Genomic DNA, 17093 nt, shown 5'->3' on the forward strand with positions numbered 1-17093 from the left:
GGCGGTAAAATAAATAGCGCCGCTATGTACATCTTTTTCCTCGTTTGCCGATAACGGGAAGATATATCCGTATCAGGCAAAAATGAGGACTTCTTGATGGGCCTGCTTAAAGACTTTTCCATCCGCGCAGTGATGCTGACGGTGCTCGGCGTACTCTGCGTGTTATGGGCGGCCGTGGGCGTCTACAGCGTCTACTCGCTCTCGGCGATGGCCGATGGCAACCGTGTGGACCGCCAGCTGGTGTCGCAAATGACCGTGCTCAGCAAAGGCAACGATCAGTATTTCCGCTTCGTCACCCGCCTTACCCGCGCCATGGAAAACGGCACGCCGGACGCCAAATCGCTCGAATCCGTGCAGCAGGCGCTCGACAATATGTCGCGCCAGCTCGACGCGTTTAAACAGCTCTCCCCCGGTCCGCTCGATCCGGCGGTGTCGCAAAAAGTGATCGCCGACTGGCAGAAGCTGCTCGATGAAGGCGTGATCCCGCAAATGAAACTGGCGCGCGAAGGCACGCCGGACGCGTACCGCGCGCACGCCGGCAAAGTGACGCCGGTCTTCAGCCGCGCGTTTGGCGCGAGCGCCGAGAAATTCAACGCCGCGGCGGGCGCCAAGCTTGACGCTACCCGCGAGCGCGTCGACAGCATGACCGTCACCACCAAAACGGTGATTATTATTGCGGTGATCATTGGTCTGCTCCTGTTGCTGCTGACCGACCGCTATCTGGTGGCGCTGCTGGTGAAGCCGCTTGAGAAAATCCGCAACCACTTCACCCTGATTGCGGGCGGCGATCTCAGCCAGCCGGTTGAACCGTTTGGCCGCAACTGCGTCGGTAAGCTGGTGCCGCTGCTGACCGCGATGCAGGATCAACTGCGCGAAGCCGTGAGCGCGATTCGCCACGGCAGTGAAAATATCTGGCGCGGCGCGTCGGAAATTTCCGCGGGCAATAATGATCTTTCGTCACGTACCGAAGAACAGGCCGCCGCGCTGGAGCAGACCGCCGCCAGCATGGAAGAGTTGACCTCTACCGTGCGCCTTAACGCCGAAAATGCTCGTCAGGCGAGCGAGCTGGCGCATGCCGCTTCTGAAAACGCCGGTAAAGGCGGCCAGCTGGCGCAGAATGTTATCGAGACCATGCAGGGGATTTCCGGTAGTTCGAAGAAAATCGCCGATATTACCAGCGTGATTAACAGCATCGCGTTCCAGACCAACATCCTGGCGCTCAACGCCGCCGTTGAAGCGGCGCGCGCAGGCGAGCAGGGCCGCGGCTTCGCGGTGGTCGCAGGCGAAGTACGCAACCTTGCGAGCCGCAGCGCTGAGGCGGCCCGTGAAATCGAAACGCTCATCACCGAATCGGTCGAGCGTATCGATAAAGGCTCGGAGCTGGTCAACGCGGCGGGGGATTCGATGGCGGAAATCTATCGCGGCGTGTCGAACGTCAGCACGATCATCAAACAGATCGCTTCGGCGTCTGAAGAACAGAGCAAGGGCATCTCGCAGGTGGGGCTGGCTATCACCCAGATGGACACCGTCACCCAGCAGAACGCCTCGCTGGTGGAGCAGGTTTCCGCCGCTGCCGCCGCGCTGGAGCGTCAGACCGAAGAGCTGCAAAGCACCGTGCAGAAGTTCCGCCTCTCGGCCTGATCTTCTTAGTCGCTGTAATAAAAAAGCCGCCTGTGAGGGCGGCTTTTTGGTTTATTCTTTGGCACAAATTCCTGATAGCTGGCGCTTGGTTGAGCTATGACGTAGCTCACAAAATTTTGGGGTACAGCTTTCTATTGGGAATATTCTTAATTTTTTTGTTTGAATAAATTTATAGCCTTGCCCCAACTTAAACGGGTCCAGAAGGAAAAGTCATGTCTGACTATTTATCAGGGATGAATACGCCTAATAATCTCCCTTCATTCGATAAGCCAGTAACGTGGGGCGGGCCAGGAATAGTAGATTTTAATTTCCATGCGCTGGCAAAAGAACTGGATCGCACACGCGACTTTAATCGTGTAGGCATCATCTATTCTAACGGAGTTAGCGATTGGCTTGTAAGACCTTCACGACGTATAGCGACGCCAAATGAAACTACTGTCAGTCACGTAATTATTACTCAGGTAAATGATACATCGCCGCAAAATGCAGGGAAAGCTATCACCAAACCGCTTCAGGCACCTTCATTAACAACAGAAATAACCTCAACTGCAATATCTTGCGGTGCATTAGTTGCTACTGCATTAATTACTGTGAGTGCAACGCTCGTAATACCTTTTACGGCAGGAGCAACGGGGATCCTTGCAGGAATAATGACAGCCGGGACAGTGGCTACAGGGTTCCAGTGCGCGGTAGGCGTAGGCCGTTTATTTGCTATAGGATATGGTTACGAAGAAAATGTCGCCTGGTTTGATTCCCAGGATTGGTATACCTCTACCATGACAGCACTTGATGTTATTTCTCTTGCTGGAGCAAGCGTGGGTCTGAGAAGTACCATAAAGGCTTATATGGCGATGAAAGCGGGTTCTTCAGCAAAAGCTTTGGATTGGCTCAGAACACTGAGCAGACATGAGCGTAAACGTATAACTATTGAAATTATACGCAACAGAAACCCCGGCATTTCCAATGATGGGATTAAAGCGCTCATTAAAGCTGGTGCTTACCCAAGCCGATTCCCAACAGAAGCGTTACAAAAGAGTTTGCAGTATGAATTAATTAAAGCATTCAATAATGCGTCTGCCTTTGCTGGAAGCGCCGTCTCGGGAACCATCAGAAACCCGCAAAATTTACAAAATACCGGAAAATTTGTTGTGGGTATTATTCAGTCCATTTCACTGGCCGGGAGCCGTTAGAACAAGGATGTTTAATTATTTAAAAAAAAGCCTGCAACTGGGCCGCTTCGTAGAAAATGATATTAAAAACAAGCGGCCCGAGGCGCTGGAGCGGCTTAAAACGCAGCTCAAAGAACAAGTTTGTCTGCCCACGGGGTGGCGGAGCCTTGGGATGCCACTGGTATTGGCAATGGTCATGGCTGTTCTTAGCTTCGCCATTCCTCAGGTTTCTTTTTGGGTGGCTATTTCGCAGAGCTTAGGGTTACCAGGACCGACATTTTTCATCGGCATGCTCATTAGCAATTTTCTTTTTTGTGTGCTGATTATCCCTGCAATGATAGGGGCCGCAAGAGGATCTCTCCTTGCTTTGCAGTTGTGGCTGACACTGGCGGCAGCAGCGGTATTTGTCAGTGTGATATTTTTTATTAGTGTGCTTGTGTCTCTGCTCTCTTCTGATGGGGCAGGACGCTGGGATATTATCGGCTCCCTGCTGGGCATATTGTTTTCGGTATTCAGCGTCCGTTGTATCAATAGCAGGTTATTTATGGAAACCATCGCCCTTGGCTTTTATAACCGTATTCTGCGTGAACAGGCTAAATATCAGGCTTACCAGCCAGGCGTAACGAAACGATAAACATCCATCTGCGTACCCTTATACTTTTAAATTAAATAAGAAAGACCCTCCTTTATGGAGAGTCTTTCTTGCTGTTTTACTCCAGTCCCAGCGCGGCGCTGAGGTGCGCTATCTCCTTACGCCACTCGGCTTGCAGCGCCGGTTTTTGATGGCGTAGTTTGCGTTCGAGATCGACATTCAGCCGCGTTTCCAGGTCAATCAGCCGCTCCAGCAGGCGCGTATCGCTGTTCGTCTCAGGCGGCGTGGTGACTGTATGAGCCTCATCCATCGCCTCCTGCGTCGGCGCTGCGCGCAGGCGCGCCATCAGCGCGTCCATATTGTGCCACTCGCTCAAACCGCCATCCTCCACGAGCCAGAAGCGGTTACAGCTCGCCTCCATCAGCATTCTGTCGTGCGTCACCAGCAACAGCCCGCCTGCGAACGTTTGCAGGGTTTGCGCCAGCGCCTCTTTGCCTTCCATGTCGAGATGGTTGGTGGGTTCATCAAGCATCAACAGCGAATAGCGCGCGAGCGACAGGCCGACAAACAGCAGGCGCGAGCGCTCGCCGCCGCTGAGCGTGTCGACCCGCTGCCCATGCCGCGCCCATGGAAAACCGGCGCTGATAAGCGCGAGCTTACGCTGTTGCCGTTCAGGGGCGAACGGCTCCAGCACCTCCAGCAGCGTGGCGTTATCCGGTAACTGATGCAGCGACTGATCGTAATACCCGAGCGACACGCGCGGATGAAACGTGACGCCAGGAACCGTTTCCGCCGTCTGCCACTGCTGCCACAGCAGGCGCAGCAACGACGACTTGCCGCAGCCGTTATGGCCGAGCAGCGCCACGCGATCGCCGCTTTTGAGCCGCGCCAGCGGCAGAGTAAACAGCGTGGGGGCGTCAGGCGCCGCGCTGACGGCCAGATTTTCCAGCTTAAGCAGACGGTCCGCCGCCAGCGCATCGCCGCAAAGCGTCAGCTGCCAGCGGCTGCCCTGCGCCAGTTCGGTTTGCTCCTCCTTAAGCCGTGCGACCTGTTTTTCCATCTGTTTGGCTTTGCGCGCCAGGTCTTCGTTGTCATAAACCTGCCCCCACGTGGCGAGCCGTTTCGCGCTCGCCGTGACGCGGTCTATCTCTTTTTGCTCCGCTTTACGGCGCAGCGCATCGCTCTCATCGCGCGCCACCAGCGCCGCACGGGCCGCTGTACAGGGGAGATCGAACGCCTGGAGCTGACCGTCGCGCAGGATCCAGGTGCGGTTGGTTACGCTGTCCAGCAGCGCGCTGTCGTGGGAGACCAGAATAAAGCTGCCGTTCCAGCGCGCCAGAAACTGCTCCAGCCACAGCAGGGTGGGAAGATCGAGATGGTTGCCTGGCTCATCAAGCAACAACAGATCGGGCGAGACGATAAGGGCGCGCGCCAGCAGCAGACGGGTATGCTGGCCGCCGCTGAGCGAGCCCGCCGTCAGCGACCAGGCCGCCTCGGCAAAACCCATATTCGCCAGCAACGCCTGCGCCCGCCAGGCGCCGCTTTCGCGCTCGGTTTCCGGCAGCCGGGCCAGCAGCGCTTCAAGTAGCGTCTGCTGATGCAGCGCGTCCGGCAGATGTTGCTCCACGCGCGCCAGCAGGCAGCGCGCCGCGCGCGTCACAACGCCTTCGGCAGGCGCAAGCGTGCCGTCCAGCGCTTTCAGAAGCGTGCTTTTACCACAGCCGTTATGACCGATCAGGCCAATGCGGTCGCCTTTTTTCAGGGTAAAGGAAAGGGCGTTCAGCACCGGGCCAAACGGGGAATCAATGCGCAGAGAGTGCGCCGTCAGTAATGTGCTCATCGCTTACTCAGAATTTTCAGGCACGGTTATGCCTCGTCAAACATCGCTGACGATAATCTGGTAAGCCCTGGAGAAGGGTTATGTGATGGGATCTTCGCTCAGGGTCCAGTTATCGCAGCACGATACCGGTAATGCCTGAGCTCTGGCGATCGCCAAAATGATGTGAATAGTCAAACAATTCACAGCACAGCATAAGAGTCCTCCTTTTATATTCATCAGGTTGATGGGTAGGGCGAGTGTAGCGAGTGGCGCGTTTTTGCACCACTACGCGTATTAAGGGGTGTGAGCTAAAAAGCGTTTTGAGGAAACGACAGGAAAGACGCGCCTGAGTGCCGGGCGGCGTTTCAGGCGCAGAAGAATTAACGGTGGTAGAAAATGTCGCCGTTCATGGCGCGCACGACTTTGCCATCGGCATCGGTAATAAGCACGTAGTAGCCGCCCATGTACGTCCAGTGGGTGCCCGCTTCCGGGGCAGGCAGGTTGCGGATCTGCCACTGTTTGATGTTGTACTGCTCGGTGCGGTAGAGGTCCGGCACGATGTCGCCGATGGTGTATTTTTTGGAATCGGAGTGAAACTCTTTCACTTCATAGCTATCAATGGATTTCGGTTTTACGACATCTGCGGCGAATGCAGAGGCCACCGACATCAACAGCACTCCCGCTACGATCATTCTGGTTTTCAACATACCTTCTCCACATGTCAGGGCGCTGCGCCCCGTTGATTTTGTTACCGTCAGGCCGCTATCTTCCTGCGCCATCCCCGGCCGGGCAAGGCTAATTATGTATAAAAAAATGAAGCGGATAGCAATCGGCGTTGAGCTGATTTGGTAGGGGCTTGCTCACGGGCGGGCAGAAGTGGGTGGGTTATCCTCATGTCATGGTGGTAAGGATAATAAAAGTAGCCGCGTGCATGGCAAGCTGCTTACTATGCAGCTTAAAGGCTTCTTTACAAGGAACGTTTATATGAATACAGCAGATCGCGTTCGGGCGTTAATAAAAAAGCATTTCTGGGAGATGGCTGATGAAGATTCGTTAAGCACCGGTCAATATGGCGTCCTGCCAGAAGATGCTGAAGAATTCTTCGAAGAATACTTTGCGGAATTCAACGTAAATTATTGCTCTTTCGACTTTCGTAAATATTTTCCGCGCGAAGGGATATTTTTCCTGCCCAATATGATTCTTCCCGACTATTTAAAAAGCGATAAGCATCAACCTTCGCCGCTTACCGTGCAAATGCTGATTACATCGGCAAAGGTGGGGTGCTGGATTGAAGATTAACGCATTGAACACCTGAGGTTGCGGTGGCATTATCGGAAGTCATTTTAAGTGACTCTGTGGGTTTCTGTTAGATCGTGATGCTGCAAGGTCGTATGACGATTAATAACAGTAATGACAAGATACTGGTAGTGGAAGACTGAGATGAAATATAGTTTTGTATTCTTATGGTTAGTTGCGGGTACGTGCGGGGCAACCCAAATGACGGGATTTGGCGCAAGGTATTACGATGATATTACTGAAGTCTATTCAGATAATCATGAGACAGATAAAGATCTGGCGCCCATCATTGTCGTAGGAACCACCGAGTATAAATTTGAGGTTAACACAGTTGAATCTATAGCCAGGAATGTGGGCATAAAGATAAATAAAGATAATCTGGCCTCATGGATTTGCCTTGAATCAAAGGGCATCAACTATTGGTTTATTTCTGATAATGAGATGGGGGCGGGGGATTTGACCGCTGTTGCTATAGCGAAAGATGGATCGCCTTGTACACCTTATAAGGGAGTATTACACGTATCCGTTAAGGCGCCTGTGTTAACGACTAAAGAAGAAACAGAAAAATATTTTAATCATAAACCTAAGAAAGATATTGTTATGTACTACAAGGATATCGAAAAATCAGATGAATACACGCAGAGTAACAGCATTATGTACTATCTGAAAGGTGATAAGGTGCAAGGGATACTTCTTAGTCAGGGAACTACTAATTGACAGAATATTCAGTCTTGCGGTTAGGGGGGCTAATTTTTAATGACTCTCTGGCGCTCATTCTTTTAACGATTTCTTTAATAATGCCATAACCCATGGTAATTATTTTTTCTTCAACACTTACGCGCTGGCTCTGCACTAACGCATTAGCGATAGTGAAAAATCAGCAACAAGTGAGCCTGGGTATTCTTCATGGTGCCTGACGCCTTAGGGGATACAGCAGAAGACATAAGTCAGGGCACAGCGTATTTTTTTAGGGTTGAGTCTTTGGCTTCCCGCTGGCATGATCCAGAACAGGGATTAACGTGACGTTAATCGCAACCTTTTGATTTTGTAGTAAATGACTCGGGGTGCCCTTCTTCGTGAAGGCTGAGAAATACCCGTATTACCTGATCTGGATAATGCCAGCGTAGGGAAGTCAGATGCCTGTCCGGTATCCCGTCTTCGCGCCTGGCAGGAGAGAACCATGTCTTCTGACCTGCTTTGCGGCTCGCACGCCGCGCCTGTTGTCACCCACCTTCGTCGTCACGCGCCGCTGGTGCACTGTATCACCAACGATGTTGTCCAAAATTTCACTGCCAATGTCCTGCTCGCGCTTGGCGCCTCGCCCGCGATGGTGGTGGATGCCGAAGAAGCCGCGCAGTTCGCGGCCATCGCCGATGCCTTACTCATCAACCTCGGCACGCTGACGCGCCCGCAGCAGCAGGCGATGCGGGCAGCCATCGACAGCGCCTGCGCGGCGGGCAAGCCCTGGACGCTCGACCCGGTCGCCGTCGGCGCGCTCACGCTACGCACTGAATTCGCGCAGGAGATCCTGGCGCGTCGTCCTGCCGCGATCCGCGGGAACGCTTCGGAAATTCGCGCGCTGGCAGGCGAGAGCGGCGGCGGGCGAGGCGTTGACGCCACTGAAAGCGCGCATCAGGCCCGCGAGGCGGCCATCTTGCTGGCGCGCCGCAGCGGCGCTGTCGTCGCCGTTACCGGCGAGGTTGATTACATCACCGATGGCGAACGCACGCTGGCGGTCGAGGGCGGCACCGCGATGCTCACCCGCGTGGTGGGCACCGGCTGCGCGCTCTCGGCGGTCGTCGCCGCCTGCTGCGCGCTGCCGGGCGATCGGCTGGAAAATGTCGCGACGGCCTGCTGGCTCATGAAGCGGGCGGGCGAACAGGCGCAGGCCATTTCCCGTGGGCCCGGCAGTTTCGCCAGCGCGTTGCTGGATAGTCTGCACGCGCAGGCGTTCGGAGGTGCTCATGAAACGCATTAACGCGCTCGCCATCGCCGGTACCGATCCGAGCGGCGGCGCAGGCATTCAGGCCGATCTCAAAACCTTCTCGGCGCTCGGCGCTTACGGAACGTCAGTGATCACGGCCCTGGTGGCGCAGAATACGCGGGGCGTGCAGTCGGTGTATCGGGTTGAGCCGTCGTTCGTCGCCGCACAGCTTGACTCGGTATTAAGCGATGTGCGCATCGACACCACCAAAATCGGCATGCTGGCGGAAACCGATGTGGTGGAGGCCGTGGCGGAGCGGCTCGCACGCTACCAGGTGCGCAATATCGTGCTGGATACGGTCATGCTCGCGAAAAGCGGCGATCCGCTGCTAAGCCCGTCGGCCGTGCGCACGCTGCGCGAACGGTTATTGCCGCAGGTGGCGATCATCACGCCGAATTTGCCGGAGGCGGCGGCGCTGCTGGAAACCACACATGCCCGCAGCGAAGCGGAGATGCGCCAGCAGGGCGAGGCGTTGCTGGCGCTCGGCTGCGGGGCGGTGCTGATGAAAGGCGGGCATCTGGACGACGCCGAAAGCCCGGACTGGCTCTTTACGCCCGACGGCGCGACGCGCTTCACGGCGCCACGTGTCATCACCAAAAACACCCACGGCACCGGCTGCACACTCTCCAGCGCGCTTGCGGCGCTGCGTCCGCAGCATTCTGACTGGGTTGAGACGGTGACGGCGGCGAAAGCATGGCTCACTAAAGCGCTGCAACAGGCGGATAGCCTGGAGGTGGGAGAGGGGATTGGGCCCGTCCATCATTTTCATGCGTGGTGGTGAAGCGAGCCAGCAGAATTAGCTGAAAATGCGCTCGGGTCTGGCAATCTGTGCTAATAAAGTCCAGGCTAAGAGGGCCCAGTTAAGATGTGGGTAAGGATTTTTATCGTCCGGCAGGTCTGTGCCTGTCGACCATAACGGGAGCGTATGATGACTGATATTGTGCAGTTGCTCGGCAACGATGCTGATAGCCTGTTACAGCACCGCTGTACGACCATTTCCTCCGACCAGCTTTATCTGCCAGGGCCGGATTATGTCGATCGCGTGATGATCGATAACAACCGTCCGCCTGCGGTGCTGCGAAATATGCAGACCCTCTACAACACCGGGCGTCTCGCGGGCACCGGCTATCTGTCCATTCTGCCGGTGGACCAGGGCGTCGAGCATTCGGCGGGCGCGTCGTTCGCCGCCAATCCGATGTATTTCGACCCTAAAAATATTGTCGAGCTGGCGATTGAGGCGGGCTGCAACTGCGTGGCGTCGACCTACGGCGTGCTGGCGTCGGTCTCGCGCCGCTACGCGCACCGCATTCCGTTCCTGGTGAAAATTAACCATAACGAAACCCTGAGTTACCCCACGCAGTATGACCAGACGCTGTATGCGAGCGTCGAGCAGGCGTTCAATATGGGCGCGGTGGCGGTCGGGGCGACTATCTATTTCGGTTCTGAAGAGTCGCGCCGCCAGATTGAGGAGATCTCCGCCGCGTTTGAGCGCGCGCATGAGCTCGGCATGGTGACGGTGCTGTGGGCGTATCTGCGTAACAGTAATTTCAAGAAAGATGGCGTGGATTATCACTCCAGCGCCGACCTCACCGGTCAGGCCAACCATCTGGCCGCCACTATCGGCGCGGATATCGTGAAGCAGAAGATGGCCGAGAATAATGGCGGCTATACCGCGCTGAAGTTCGGCTATACCGACGAGCGCGTTTACAGCACGCTGACGAGCGATAACCCGATTGATCTGGTGCGCTACCAGCTCGCCAACTGCTATATGGGCCGCGCGGGGCTGATTAACTCCGGCGGCGCGTCCGGCGGCGAGGCGGATCTTACCGATGCGGTGCGCACGGCGGTGATTAACAAGCGCGCGGGCGGCATGGGGCTGATTCTGGGACGCAAGGCGTTTAAGAAAACGATGGCCGATGGCGTGAAGCTGATTAATGCGGTGCAGGACGTCTATCTGGACAAGAGCGTGACGATTGCCTGACGGCGATTGAGGTTACGCAGCAAAAAACGCGCCTGTGGGCGCGTTTTTTGTGGGCGTGGCATATGGTGGGGCGTGGGATACGGTGGGTGCGCTGCGCTTACCCACCCTACGGTTCGCAACCGTTCCGTGATGTGCTGGTGGGTGCGCTTACCCAGCCTGGAACATCTCAAACCCTTGCATCGTGGTAGGGCGGGTAAGCGCAGCGCACCCGCCGTCCCGCAAACCGTTACGCCGACCCGCGCATACCTTATTTAAGCAGCGGGCAATCCGGCGGCAGGCGGCAATGCAGCGCGCCGGGCTGCACCTGAATATGGAAATGCTGTCCGCTCAGCGGCTCGCCGTCGAGATTAAAGGTGATGTCATGCGGCGCGGTTATCTCAAACCAGGCCGACGCGCCATCGATAATATTCGGGCTCTCTTCCGGCTGCGTCAGCGTGGTAAACAGCGCGGGCAATAACTCTTCGCCGGTAAAAATACGCAGATGCAGCAGGCCGTCGTTAATCAACGCCTCCGGGCACAGTTCCTGTCCGCCGCCCGCCTGACGCCCGTTGCCGATGCCAATCACCAGCGCGTCGCCCTGCCACTGAAAATTCTCGCCGCGAATTTCGCAGCGATCCGCTTTCAGGGCGTCCATCCGCATCAAACCGTGGATCAGATACGACACTCCGCCCAGCGCCGCTTTTAATCGTTCCGGCGTTTCGGTGGTGATGCGCGTACCGAAACCGCCGGTCGCCATATTGATAAACCAGGTTTTATCATTCACGTGCGCGATATCAATCGGCACGGCGCGGCCTTCAATCGCCAGTTTCAGCGCCAGTTCAATGTCATCGGGTACGGCTGCGCTGGTCGCGAAATCGTTCGCGGTGCCGAGCGGCAGCAGGCCGAGCGCCGGACGTTCTTCGCCGCTCAGCGAGGCCAGCGCCGCCGCCACTTCATTAATCGTGCCGTCGCCGCCTGCGGCGATCACCGTCTGCGAACCCTGTTCCGCCGCCTCACTGACATAGCGCGCCGCATCGCCTTTTTCCCAGGTCACGCGCACCTCTATCGGGTGGCCCTGGTCACGCAGCAGCTTGACGCTGCCGCGCAGAATTTCATTGTCAGCGCTTTTACCATTTAAAATCAGAAATGAACCAGGGGAACGGGACATGAATGCACTCCAGTGAATACCGATTCACAGAGTTTATCGCAGAGTCTGGCGAGTCGCTTAAGAACTGACTGAAAGGACAAAAAAATAAGCCTGCGTAAGGGAGATTACGCAGGCTGAAGGAGGTGGTTCCTGGTACATCGGGCATTTATGGTTTATGTTTTTCAGCGCCAGGGATAATAACCGCTTTAAACATAACGGTTTGTGATCCCATTCGAAGAAACATTCGCGCAGTAAAAATAACCCTTATAAATTATTTGCCGTATGGATGTCTGGTGGTCTGGCCAGAGAAATTACGCATCAACAGCGCATATTCCAGTGCTAAATCTTCCGGAACCGGCATCCAGATGGTGTATCCGTCTCCCGGCGCCACGTCCATTTTCTCGCCTTTGGCGTTTTCCATATGCTCAAGCGTAAAGCTGACATTGCCCTGCGGCGTCATTAGCTCCAGGCTGTCGCCGATGGAAAACTTGTTTTTCACCGCCACCGCGGCCAGCGCGCCGTTGCGTTCGCCGGTAAACTCGCCTACGAATTGCTGACGGTCCGATACCGAGTAGCCATAGTCATAATTCTGATAGTCGTCGTGGGTGTGACGGCGCAGAAAACCTTCGGTGTAGCCGCGGTGCGCCAGGCCTTCGAGCGTCTCCAGCAGGCTCGGGTCGAACGGCTTGCCAGCGGCGGCGTCGTCAATCGCGCGGCGATAGACCTGGGCGGTGCGGGCGCAGTAGTAGAACGATTTGGTGCGGCCTTCGATTTTCAGCGAGTGGACGCCCATCTTCGTGAGCCGCTCGACGTGCTGGATCGCGCGCAGATCTTTGGAGTTCATAATGTACGTGCCATGTTCATCTTCGAACGCGGTCATGTATTCACCAGGGCGCTGGGCCTCTTCAATCATAAAGACTTTGTCGGTCGGCGCGCCGATGCCGAGCGTCGGCTCGACGTTCTGCACCGGGATCGGCTCATGGATATGCACGATATTGCCGATGCTGTCCTCTTTGCCTTCCTGAACGTTATATTCCCAGCGGCAGGCGTTGGTGCAGGTGCCCTGGTTCGGATCGCGTTTATTGATGTAGCCGGAAAGCAGGCAGCGGCCGGAATAGGCCATGCAGAGCGCGCCGTGGACGAAGATTTCCAGCTCCATTTCCGGCACCTGTTCGCGGATTTCAGCAATTTCTTCCAGCGACAGCTCGCGGGAAAGAATGACGCGCGTCAGCCCCATCTGCTGCCAGAATTTTACCGTCGCCCAGTTCACCGCGTTAGCCTGCACCGAAAGGTGGATATCCATCTGCGGGAAGTGCTCGCGCACCAGCATGATAAGCCCCGGATCGGACATAATCAGCGCATCCGGACCCATCTCCACAACAGGTTTGAGATCGCGAATAAAGGTTTTCAGCTTGGCGTTGTGCGGCGCAATGTTAACTACCACGTAGAATTTTTTGCCCAGCGCATGGGCTTCATTAATGCCGAGCTGCAAATTCTCGTGGTTGAATTCGTTATTGCGCACGCGCAGCGAGTAGCGCGGCTGGCCGGCGTAGACGGCATCGGCGCCATAGGCGAAGGCGTAACGCATATTTTTCAGCGTTCCCGCAGGCGACAGTAATTCTGGTTTAAACATGATGAACTCGTTCTGATGACAGGTCAGACCCGCTTCAACAGTGAAGCGGTCGGGGGCACGTTTACCCCCACGTTAAGGGCGGGAATTGTAGCGCCCGCAGCCTGGGCGTGCAAACCGTTATGGGGGCTTATGAACGTGACGGCGGGTGCGCTGCGCTTACCCACCCTACGAAACCGAGGCATCGGGTTAACACTTTTCTGTAGGGCGGGTAAGCGCAGCGCACCCGCCATGCAACCCGCACCCGCCATGCAACCCGCACCCGCCATGCAACCCGCACCCGCCAGCGATTATCTCTACACCACCCGGCCCGCGTCGGCTTCCCAGCGATAGCCCACGCCGTATACGGCGCGGATAAACGGCTGATCGTCGTCCAGCGCTTCCAGCTTGCGGCGCAAGTTTTTGATATGACTGTCGATCGTGCGGTCGGTCACCACGCGATAATCGTCATACAGGTGATTCAGCAACTGCTCGCGGGAAAACACTTTGCCAGGCTCACTGGAGAGCGTCTTCAGCAGCCGGAATTCGGCGGGGGTCAGATCGAGCGGCTTCTGCCGCCAGCTCGCCTGGAAACGTCCTTCATCAATAACCAGCGGGCTCTGAGCGTCAAGCGTTTGCAGATCGCGTTGCGGCTTGCAGCGGCGCAGGATCGTTTTCACGCGCGCCACCACCTCGCGGGGGCTAAAGGGCTTGCAGATGTAATCATCGGCGCCGATCTCAAGCCCCAGCAGGCGGTCAATCTCTTCGATTCTGGCCGTGACCATCACAATCGGCACCTCAGAGAAGCGACGGATTTCGCGGCACAGCGTCAGCCCGTCGGTGCCGGGCAGCATCAGATCCAGCAGAATCAAATCCGGCGGCGTCTGGCGTACATACGGCAGCACCTGATCGCCATGGTTAATCAGCGTGGGCGCGTAGCTGGCCGCCCGCAGGTAATCCACCAGCAGCGCGCCGAGTTTGGGCTCATCCTCGACAACCAGAATGCGCGGGGTTTTGTCGTTAATCGGTAACTCTGTCATACGTCTCCCGGAAGTACGGCATCAAGCGGTAAGGATACGGTGATGCTAACACCACCTGATGAAGAATGATCGGCAGTAATCGTCCCGCCATGCGCCGCCACAATATTGGCGCAGATGGCAAGGCCGAGGCCCGAGCCGCCGCTGGCGCGGTTACGCGAGCCTTCCGCCCGGTAAAAGCGCTCAAACAGTTTCGCGAGCTGTTCATCGCTCACGCCCGGCGTGCTGTCGCTAAACCGCAGCACAAAGCGCTGCGCCTGACGCTCGCCCTGAATCAGCAGCCCGCCGCCCGCGTCCGTGTAGCGCAGGCTGTTTTCCAGCAGATTATTAAAAAGCTGCATCAGACGGTCGCGATCGCCAAAAAGCGTCACGTTTTCCGGCATCGACAAATTCAGCGTCAGCCCGCGCGCGGCAAAACGCTCGCGGAACGCGCCCGCAGCCACCTCAATCAACGCCACGATCTCCAGCGGCTTTTTCTGGTAGGCGAGGGCGCCTTCGTCAGAGAGCGACAGCTGGTGCAGGTCATCCACCAGTTTGGTCAGCGTGCCCACTTCCGCCTGCAACGAGGCGACCGATTCCGGCGTAAACTGGCGCACGCCGTCCTGAATCGCCTCCAGCTCGCCACGCAGCACCGCCAGCGGCGTGCGTAGCTCATGGGAGATGTCCGCCATAAACGCCTGGCGCATCTGCTGGTTTTTCTCAAGCGTACTGGCGAGCTGGTTGAAATCCTGCGCCAGTCGCCCCAGCTCATCCTGCCCGGTGGCGACGACGCGGGTAGTGAAATCGCCTGCCGCCAGACGATGGGTGCCTTCCACCAGCCGTTTCACGGGGGCCAGCAGGCCGCGGGCGAGTAGCAAGGTGGCGGCCGCCGCGAGCAGCGTCGAGAGCGCGACGATAAGCCAGCTGGTGCGCCGCTGCTGTTTATCGAAGTTGATATCGGTACTGCGCGTCAGACGCTCGACCGGCGAGGCGATGACCCAGCCGACGCGTTTGCCGTCAACGACAATGGCGCGCCGCGCGCCATCCTGCGGCACCGGCGACCGTGGGCCGACCAGCACATTCTGTTCGGCATCCACCACCCAGAACTGCGTGCGCCAGCCGTGCGGGGGCATATGGGGCGGCGGCCTGCCGTCCGGCGGCGGTGGCGGGCCGTCGTGGGCGTTCTCACGCTCGAAAGAGCGTAAAATCTGGAACACCACGCGATCGTTATGGCGCAGAAAACCCCAGTCGCCGTGCTGCTGATACTGATCGCTCAGCGCGTCGCTTAACAGCGCCAGCCGCTGCTCGTTGCCGTGTTTGATATAGTCGATGAAGCCGCGCTCAAAGCTAAAGCGCACCGCCCAGTGCATCGTTATCAAGAGCAGGATACAGGTGGCGAAAATGGCTAAAAACAGCTTGCCCGTAATGCCGGGCCGCCAGAACCTCATGAAGCACTCCTTTTACGCCGTGCGATGACGGCGTTTTTACTGACATCGTCAGGTACGCGAGCAAACACCAGCGCCGGAACGGCGATAATTAGCGCCATGCACAGGTATGTCCAGAAAAAGACGCCGTGGGCGTCGCTGCTGTCAGCGGCCAGCTGGTTGTGGCCAAACGCGCCCAGCAGCAGGCCCGCGATACTGACCCCTACGCTCATGGAGAGTTGCATCACCATCGACAGCAGGCTATTGCCGCTGCTCGCCATGGCATCGGGCAGATCGCGCAGCGTCAGCGTATTCATCGTCGAGAACCGCACCGAGTTCACCATCCCCTGAAAGAGCATCACCACCGGCAACAGCCAGTACCAACCCGCCAGCGCCACGCCCATAAACAGCAGGCTCACCAGCGCCAGCGCAAGCGTCGAGGCCACCAGCACATGGCGATAGCCAAAGCGGTTTACCACCTGCACCACGATGCGTTTCATTCCCATGCTGCCAAGCACCATCGGGATCATCATCAGCCCGGCGTGAAACGGTGAAAAGCCAAGCCCAATCTGTAAAAACACCGGCGTCATAAACGGCAACATGCCGCTGCCGATGCGTCCACATAAACTGCCGAACAGCCCGAGCGAAAAGGTACGGGTATGGAAAAGCCCCAGGCTGAATAACGCCCGCTCGTTGCCGCGCGCGTGCCACAGGTAGAACAGCAGGGCCGCGCTGCCGCCCGCCACCAGCGCGCCGAGTCCGGCAGGGGAGAGGCCGGTGCTGCGGTAGCCGTCGAGCGCAATGGTCAGCGCCGCCATGCCGAAGGCGAGCAGCACAAAACCGGAGAAATCGAAACGCCGCGTCTGCATGGTGTAGTTCGGCATCAGCCAGAGCGTTGCGGCGGCGCCCGCAATCCCTACCGGCAGGTTGATGAAAAAGATCCAGTGCCAGGAGGCGTACTCCACCAGCAACCCGCCGAGCGCCGGGCCGAGCAGCGGCCCCACCTGGCCGGGGAGCGTCACAAACGTCATCGCCGCCATGTATTGATCGCGCGGAACGATTTTCATCACCGTCAGCCTGCCGACCGGCACCATCATCGCGCCGCCGACGCCCTGTAGCACCCGCGCCGCCACCAGCTCATTGAGCGTCGACGACTGCGCGCAAAAGAGCGATCCGAGCGTGAACAGCACAATGGCGCTGAAGAAGATGTTGCGCACCCCGACGCGGTCCGCCAGCCAGCCGCTCGCGGGCAGCATCACCGCCACCGTCAGCACATACGCGACGATAACCATATGCATCCGCAGCGGGCTCTCCCCGAGGCTTGCGGCCATTGAGGGGAGGGCGGTATTGACGATAGTGGTATCCAGCGCCTGCATAAAAAAGCCGAAGGCGACGATCCACAATTGCCAGCGCACGTTCTGGGGCAGGTCGGTCAT

15 protein-coding genes and 1 riboswitch are annotated in these 17093 nt (G+C 57.3%); of the genes, 8 read left to right on the forward strand and 7 right to left on the reverse strand.

What is annotated here, in order from left to right; all coding sequences use genetic code 11:
• Positions 1-96: 96 nt before the first annotated feature.
• The 3 genes from AB8W27_RS07005 (at position 97) to AB8W27_RS07015 (ending at position 3444) form a co-directional block, all read left to right on the forward strand.
• Positions 97-1641, forward strand: coding sequence for a methyl-accepting chemotaxis protein (locus AB8W27_RS07005; RefSeq protein WP_015741823.1), 1545 nt, complete (start codon positions 97-99; stop codon positions 1639-1641).
• 212 nt (positions 1642-1853) lie between these two features.
• Positions 1854-2831 (forward strand): hypothetical protein, encoded by a 978-nt coding sequence (locus AB8W27_RS07010; RefSeq protein ID WP_015741822.1) that lies wholly within the window; start codon positions 1854-1856, stop codon positions 2829-2831.
• A 7-nt stretch (positions 2832-2838) separates the two neighbouring features.
• Positions 2839-3444: a hypothetical protein gene (locus AB8W27_RS07015; protein WP_015741821.1), complete on the forward strand. Its 606-nt coding sequence runs from the start codon at positions 2839-2841 to the stop codon at positions 3442-3444.
• 76 nt (positions 3445-3520) lie between these two features.
• On the opposite strand, the gene AB8W27_RS07020 is transcribed toward AB8W27_RS07015, so the two are convergent.
• On the reverse strand, positions 3521-5242 hold the full coding sequence (locus AB8W27_RS07020; protein ID WP_015741820.1) for an ABC-F family ATP-binding cassette domain-containing protein: 1722 nt from the start codon (positions 5240-5242) through the stop codon (positions 3521-3523).
• Positions 5243-5601: 359 nt separating this feature from the next.
• Complete coding sequence (locus tag AB8W27_RS07025; protein ID WP_032804767.1) at positions 5602-5928, reverse strand: RcnB family protein; 327 nt, start codon at positions 5926-5928, stop codon at positions 5602-5604.
• Between the two features lie 277 nt (positions 5929-6205).
• Between AB8W27_RS07025 and AB8W27_RS07030 the strand changes: the two genes are divergently transcribed.
• The 5 genes from AB8W27_RS07030 to fbaB all read left to right on the forward strand — a co-directional run bounded on the left by AB8W27_RS07030 (position 6206) and on the right by fbaB (position 10482).
• Complete coding sequence (locus tag AB8W27_RS07030) at positions 6206-6520, forward strand: DUF1493 family protein (RefSeq protein WP_015741818.1); 315 nt, start codon at positions 6206-6208, stop codon at positions 6518-6520.
• Between the two features lie 141 nt (positions 6521-6661).
• Positions 6662-7234 carry a hypothetical protein gene (locus tag AB8W27_RS07035; RefSeq protein WP_015741817.1) on the forward strand — a complete coding sequence of 191 codons (573 nt, stop codon included), beginning with the start codon at positions 6662-6664 and terminating at the stop codon, positions 7232-7234.
• Between the two features lie 333 nt (positions 7235-7567).
• A riboswitch (TPP riboswitch) is annotated at positions 7568-7664 on the forward strand.
• 33 nt (positions 7665-7697) lie between these two features.
• Positions 7698-8495 carry a hydroxyethylthiazole kinase gene (gene thiM / locus AB8W27_RS07040; protein ID WP_015741815.1) on the forward strand — a complete coding sequence of 266 codons (798 nt, stop codon included), beginning with the start codon at positions 7698-7700 and terminating at the stop codon, positions 8493-8495.
• On the forward strand, positions 8482-9282 hold the full coding sequence (gene thiD / locus AB8W27_RS07045; protein ID WP_041923732.1) for a bifunctional hydroxymethylpyrimidine kinase/phosphomethylpyrimidine kinase: 801 nt from the start codon (positions 8482-8484) through the stop codon (positions 9280-9282). Before thiM ends, thiD begins: the two co-directional genes overlap by 14 nt.
• Before the next feature lie 147 nt (positions 9283-9429).
• A complete protein-coding gene (gene fbaB, locus AB8W27_RS07050) occupies positions 9430-10482 on the forward strand; it encodes a class I fructose-bisphosphate aldolase (RefSeq protein WP_015741813.1) in 1053 nt (350 codons plus the stop codon).
• Between the two features lie 247 nt (positions 10483-10729).
• Here the strand turns inward: fbaB and yegS are convergent, their stop codons facing one another.
• The 5 genes from yegS to AB8W27_RS07075 form a co-directional block, all read right to left on the reverse strand.
• Positions 10730-11629 carry a lipid kinase YegS gene (gene yegS, locus AB8W27_RS07055; protein WP_015741812.1) on the reverse strand — a complete coding sequence of 300 codons (900 nt, stop codon included), beginning with the start codon at positions 11627-11629 and terminating at the stop codon, positions 10730-10732.
• A gap of 250 nt (positions 11630-11879) precedes the next feature.
• Positions 11880-13241 carry a tRNA 5-hydroxyuridine modification protein YegQ gene (gene yegQ, locus AB8W27_RS07060; RefSeq protein WP_015741811.1) on the reverse strand — a complete coding sequence of 454 codons (1362 nt, stop codon included), beginning with the start codon at positions 13239-13241 and terminating at the stop codon, positions 11880-11882.
• A 293-nt stretch (positions 13242-13534) separates the two neighbouring features.
• On the reverse strand, positions 13535-14257 hold the full coding sequence (gene baeR / locus AB8W27_RS07065) for a two-component system response regulator BaeR (protein ID WP_015741810.1): 723 nt from the start codon (positions 14255-14257) through the stop codon (positions 13535-13537).
• Positions 14254-15681, reverse strand: a complete 1428-nt coding sequence (baeS, locus tag AB8W27_RS07070; protein ID WP_015741809.1) for a two-component system sensor histidine kinase BaeS — start codon at positions 15679-15681, stop codon at positions 14254-14256. Before baeS ends, baeR begins: the two co-directional genes overlap by 4 nt.
• Positions 15678-17093: an MFS transporter gene (locus AB8W27_RS07075; protein WP_015741808.1), complete on the reverse strand. Its 1416-nt coding sequence runs from the start codon at positions 17091-17093 to the stop codon at positions 15678-15680. The genes baeS and AB8W27_RS07075 overlap by 4 nt, the downstream gene beginning before the upstream one ends.

The organism is Cronobacter turicensis (assembly GCF_041222865.1).
Lineage (GTDB): Bacteria > Pseudomonadota > Gammaproteobacteria > Enterobacterales > Enterobacteriaceae > Cronobacter > Cronobacter turicensis.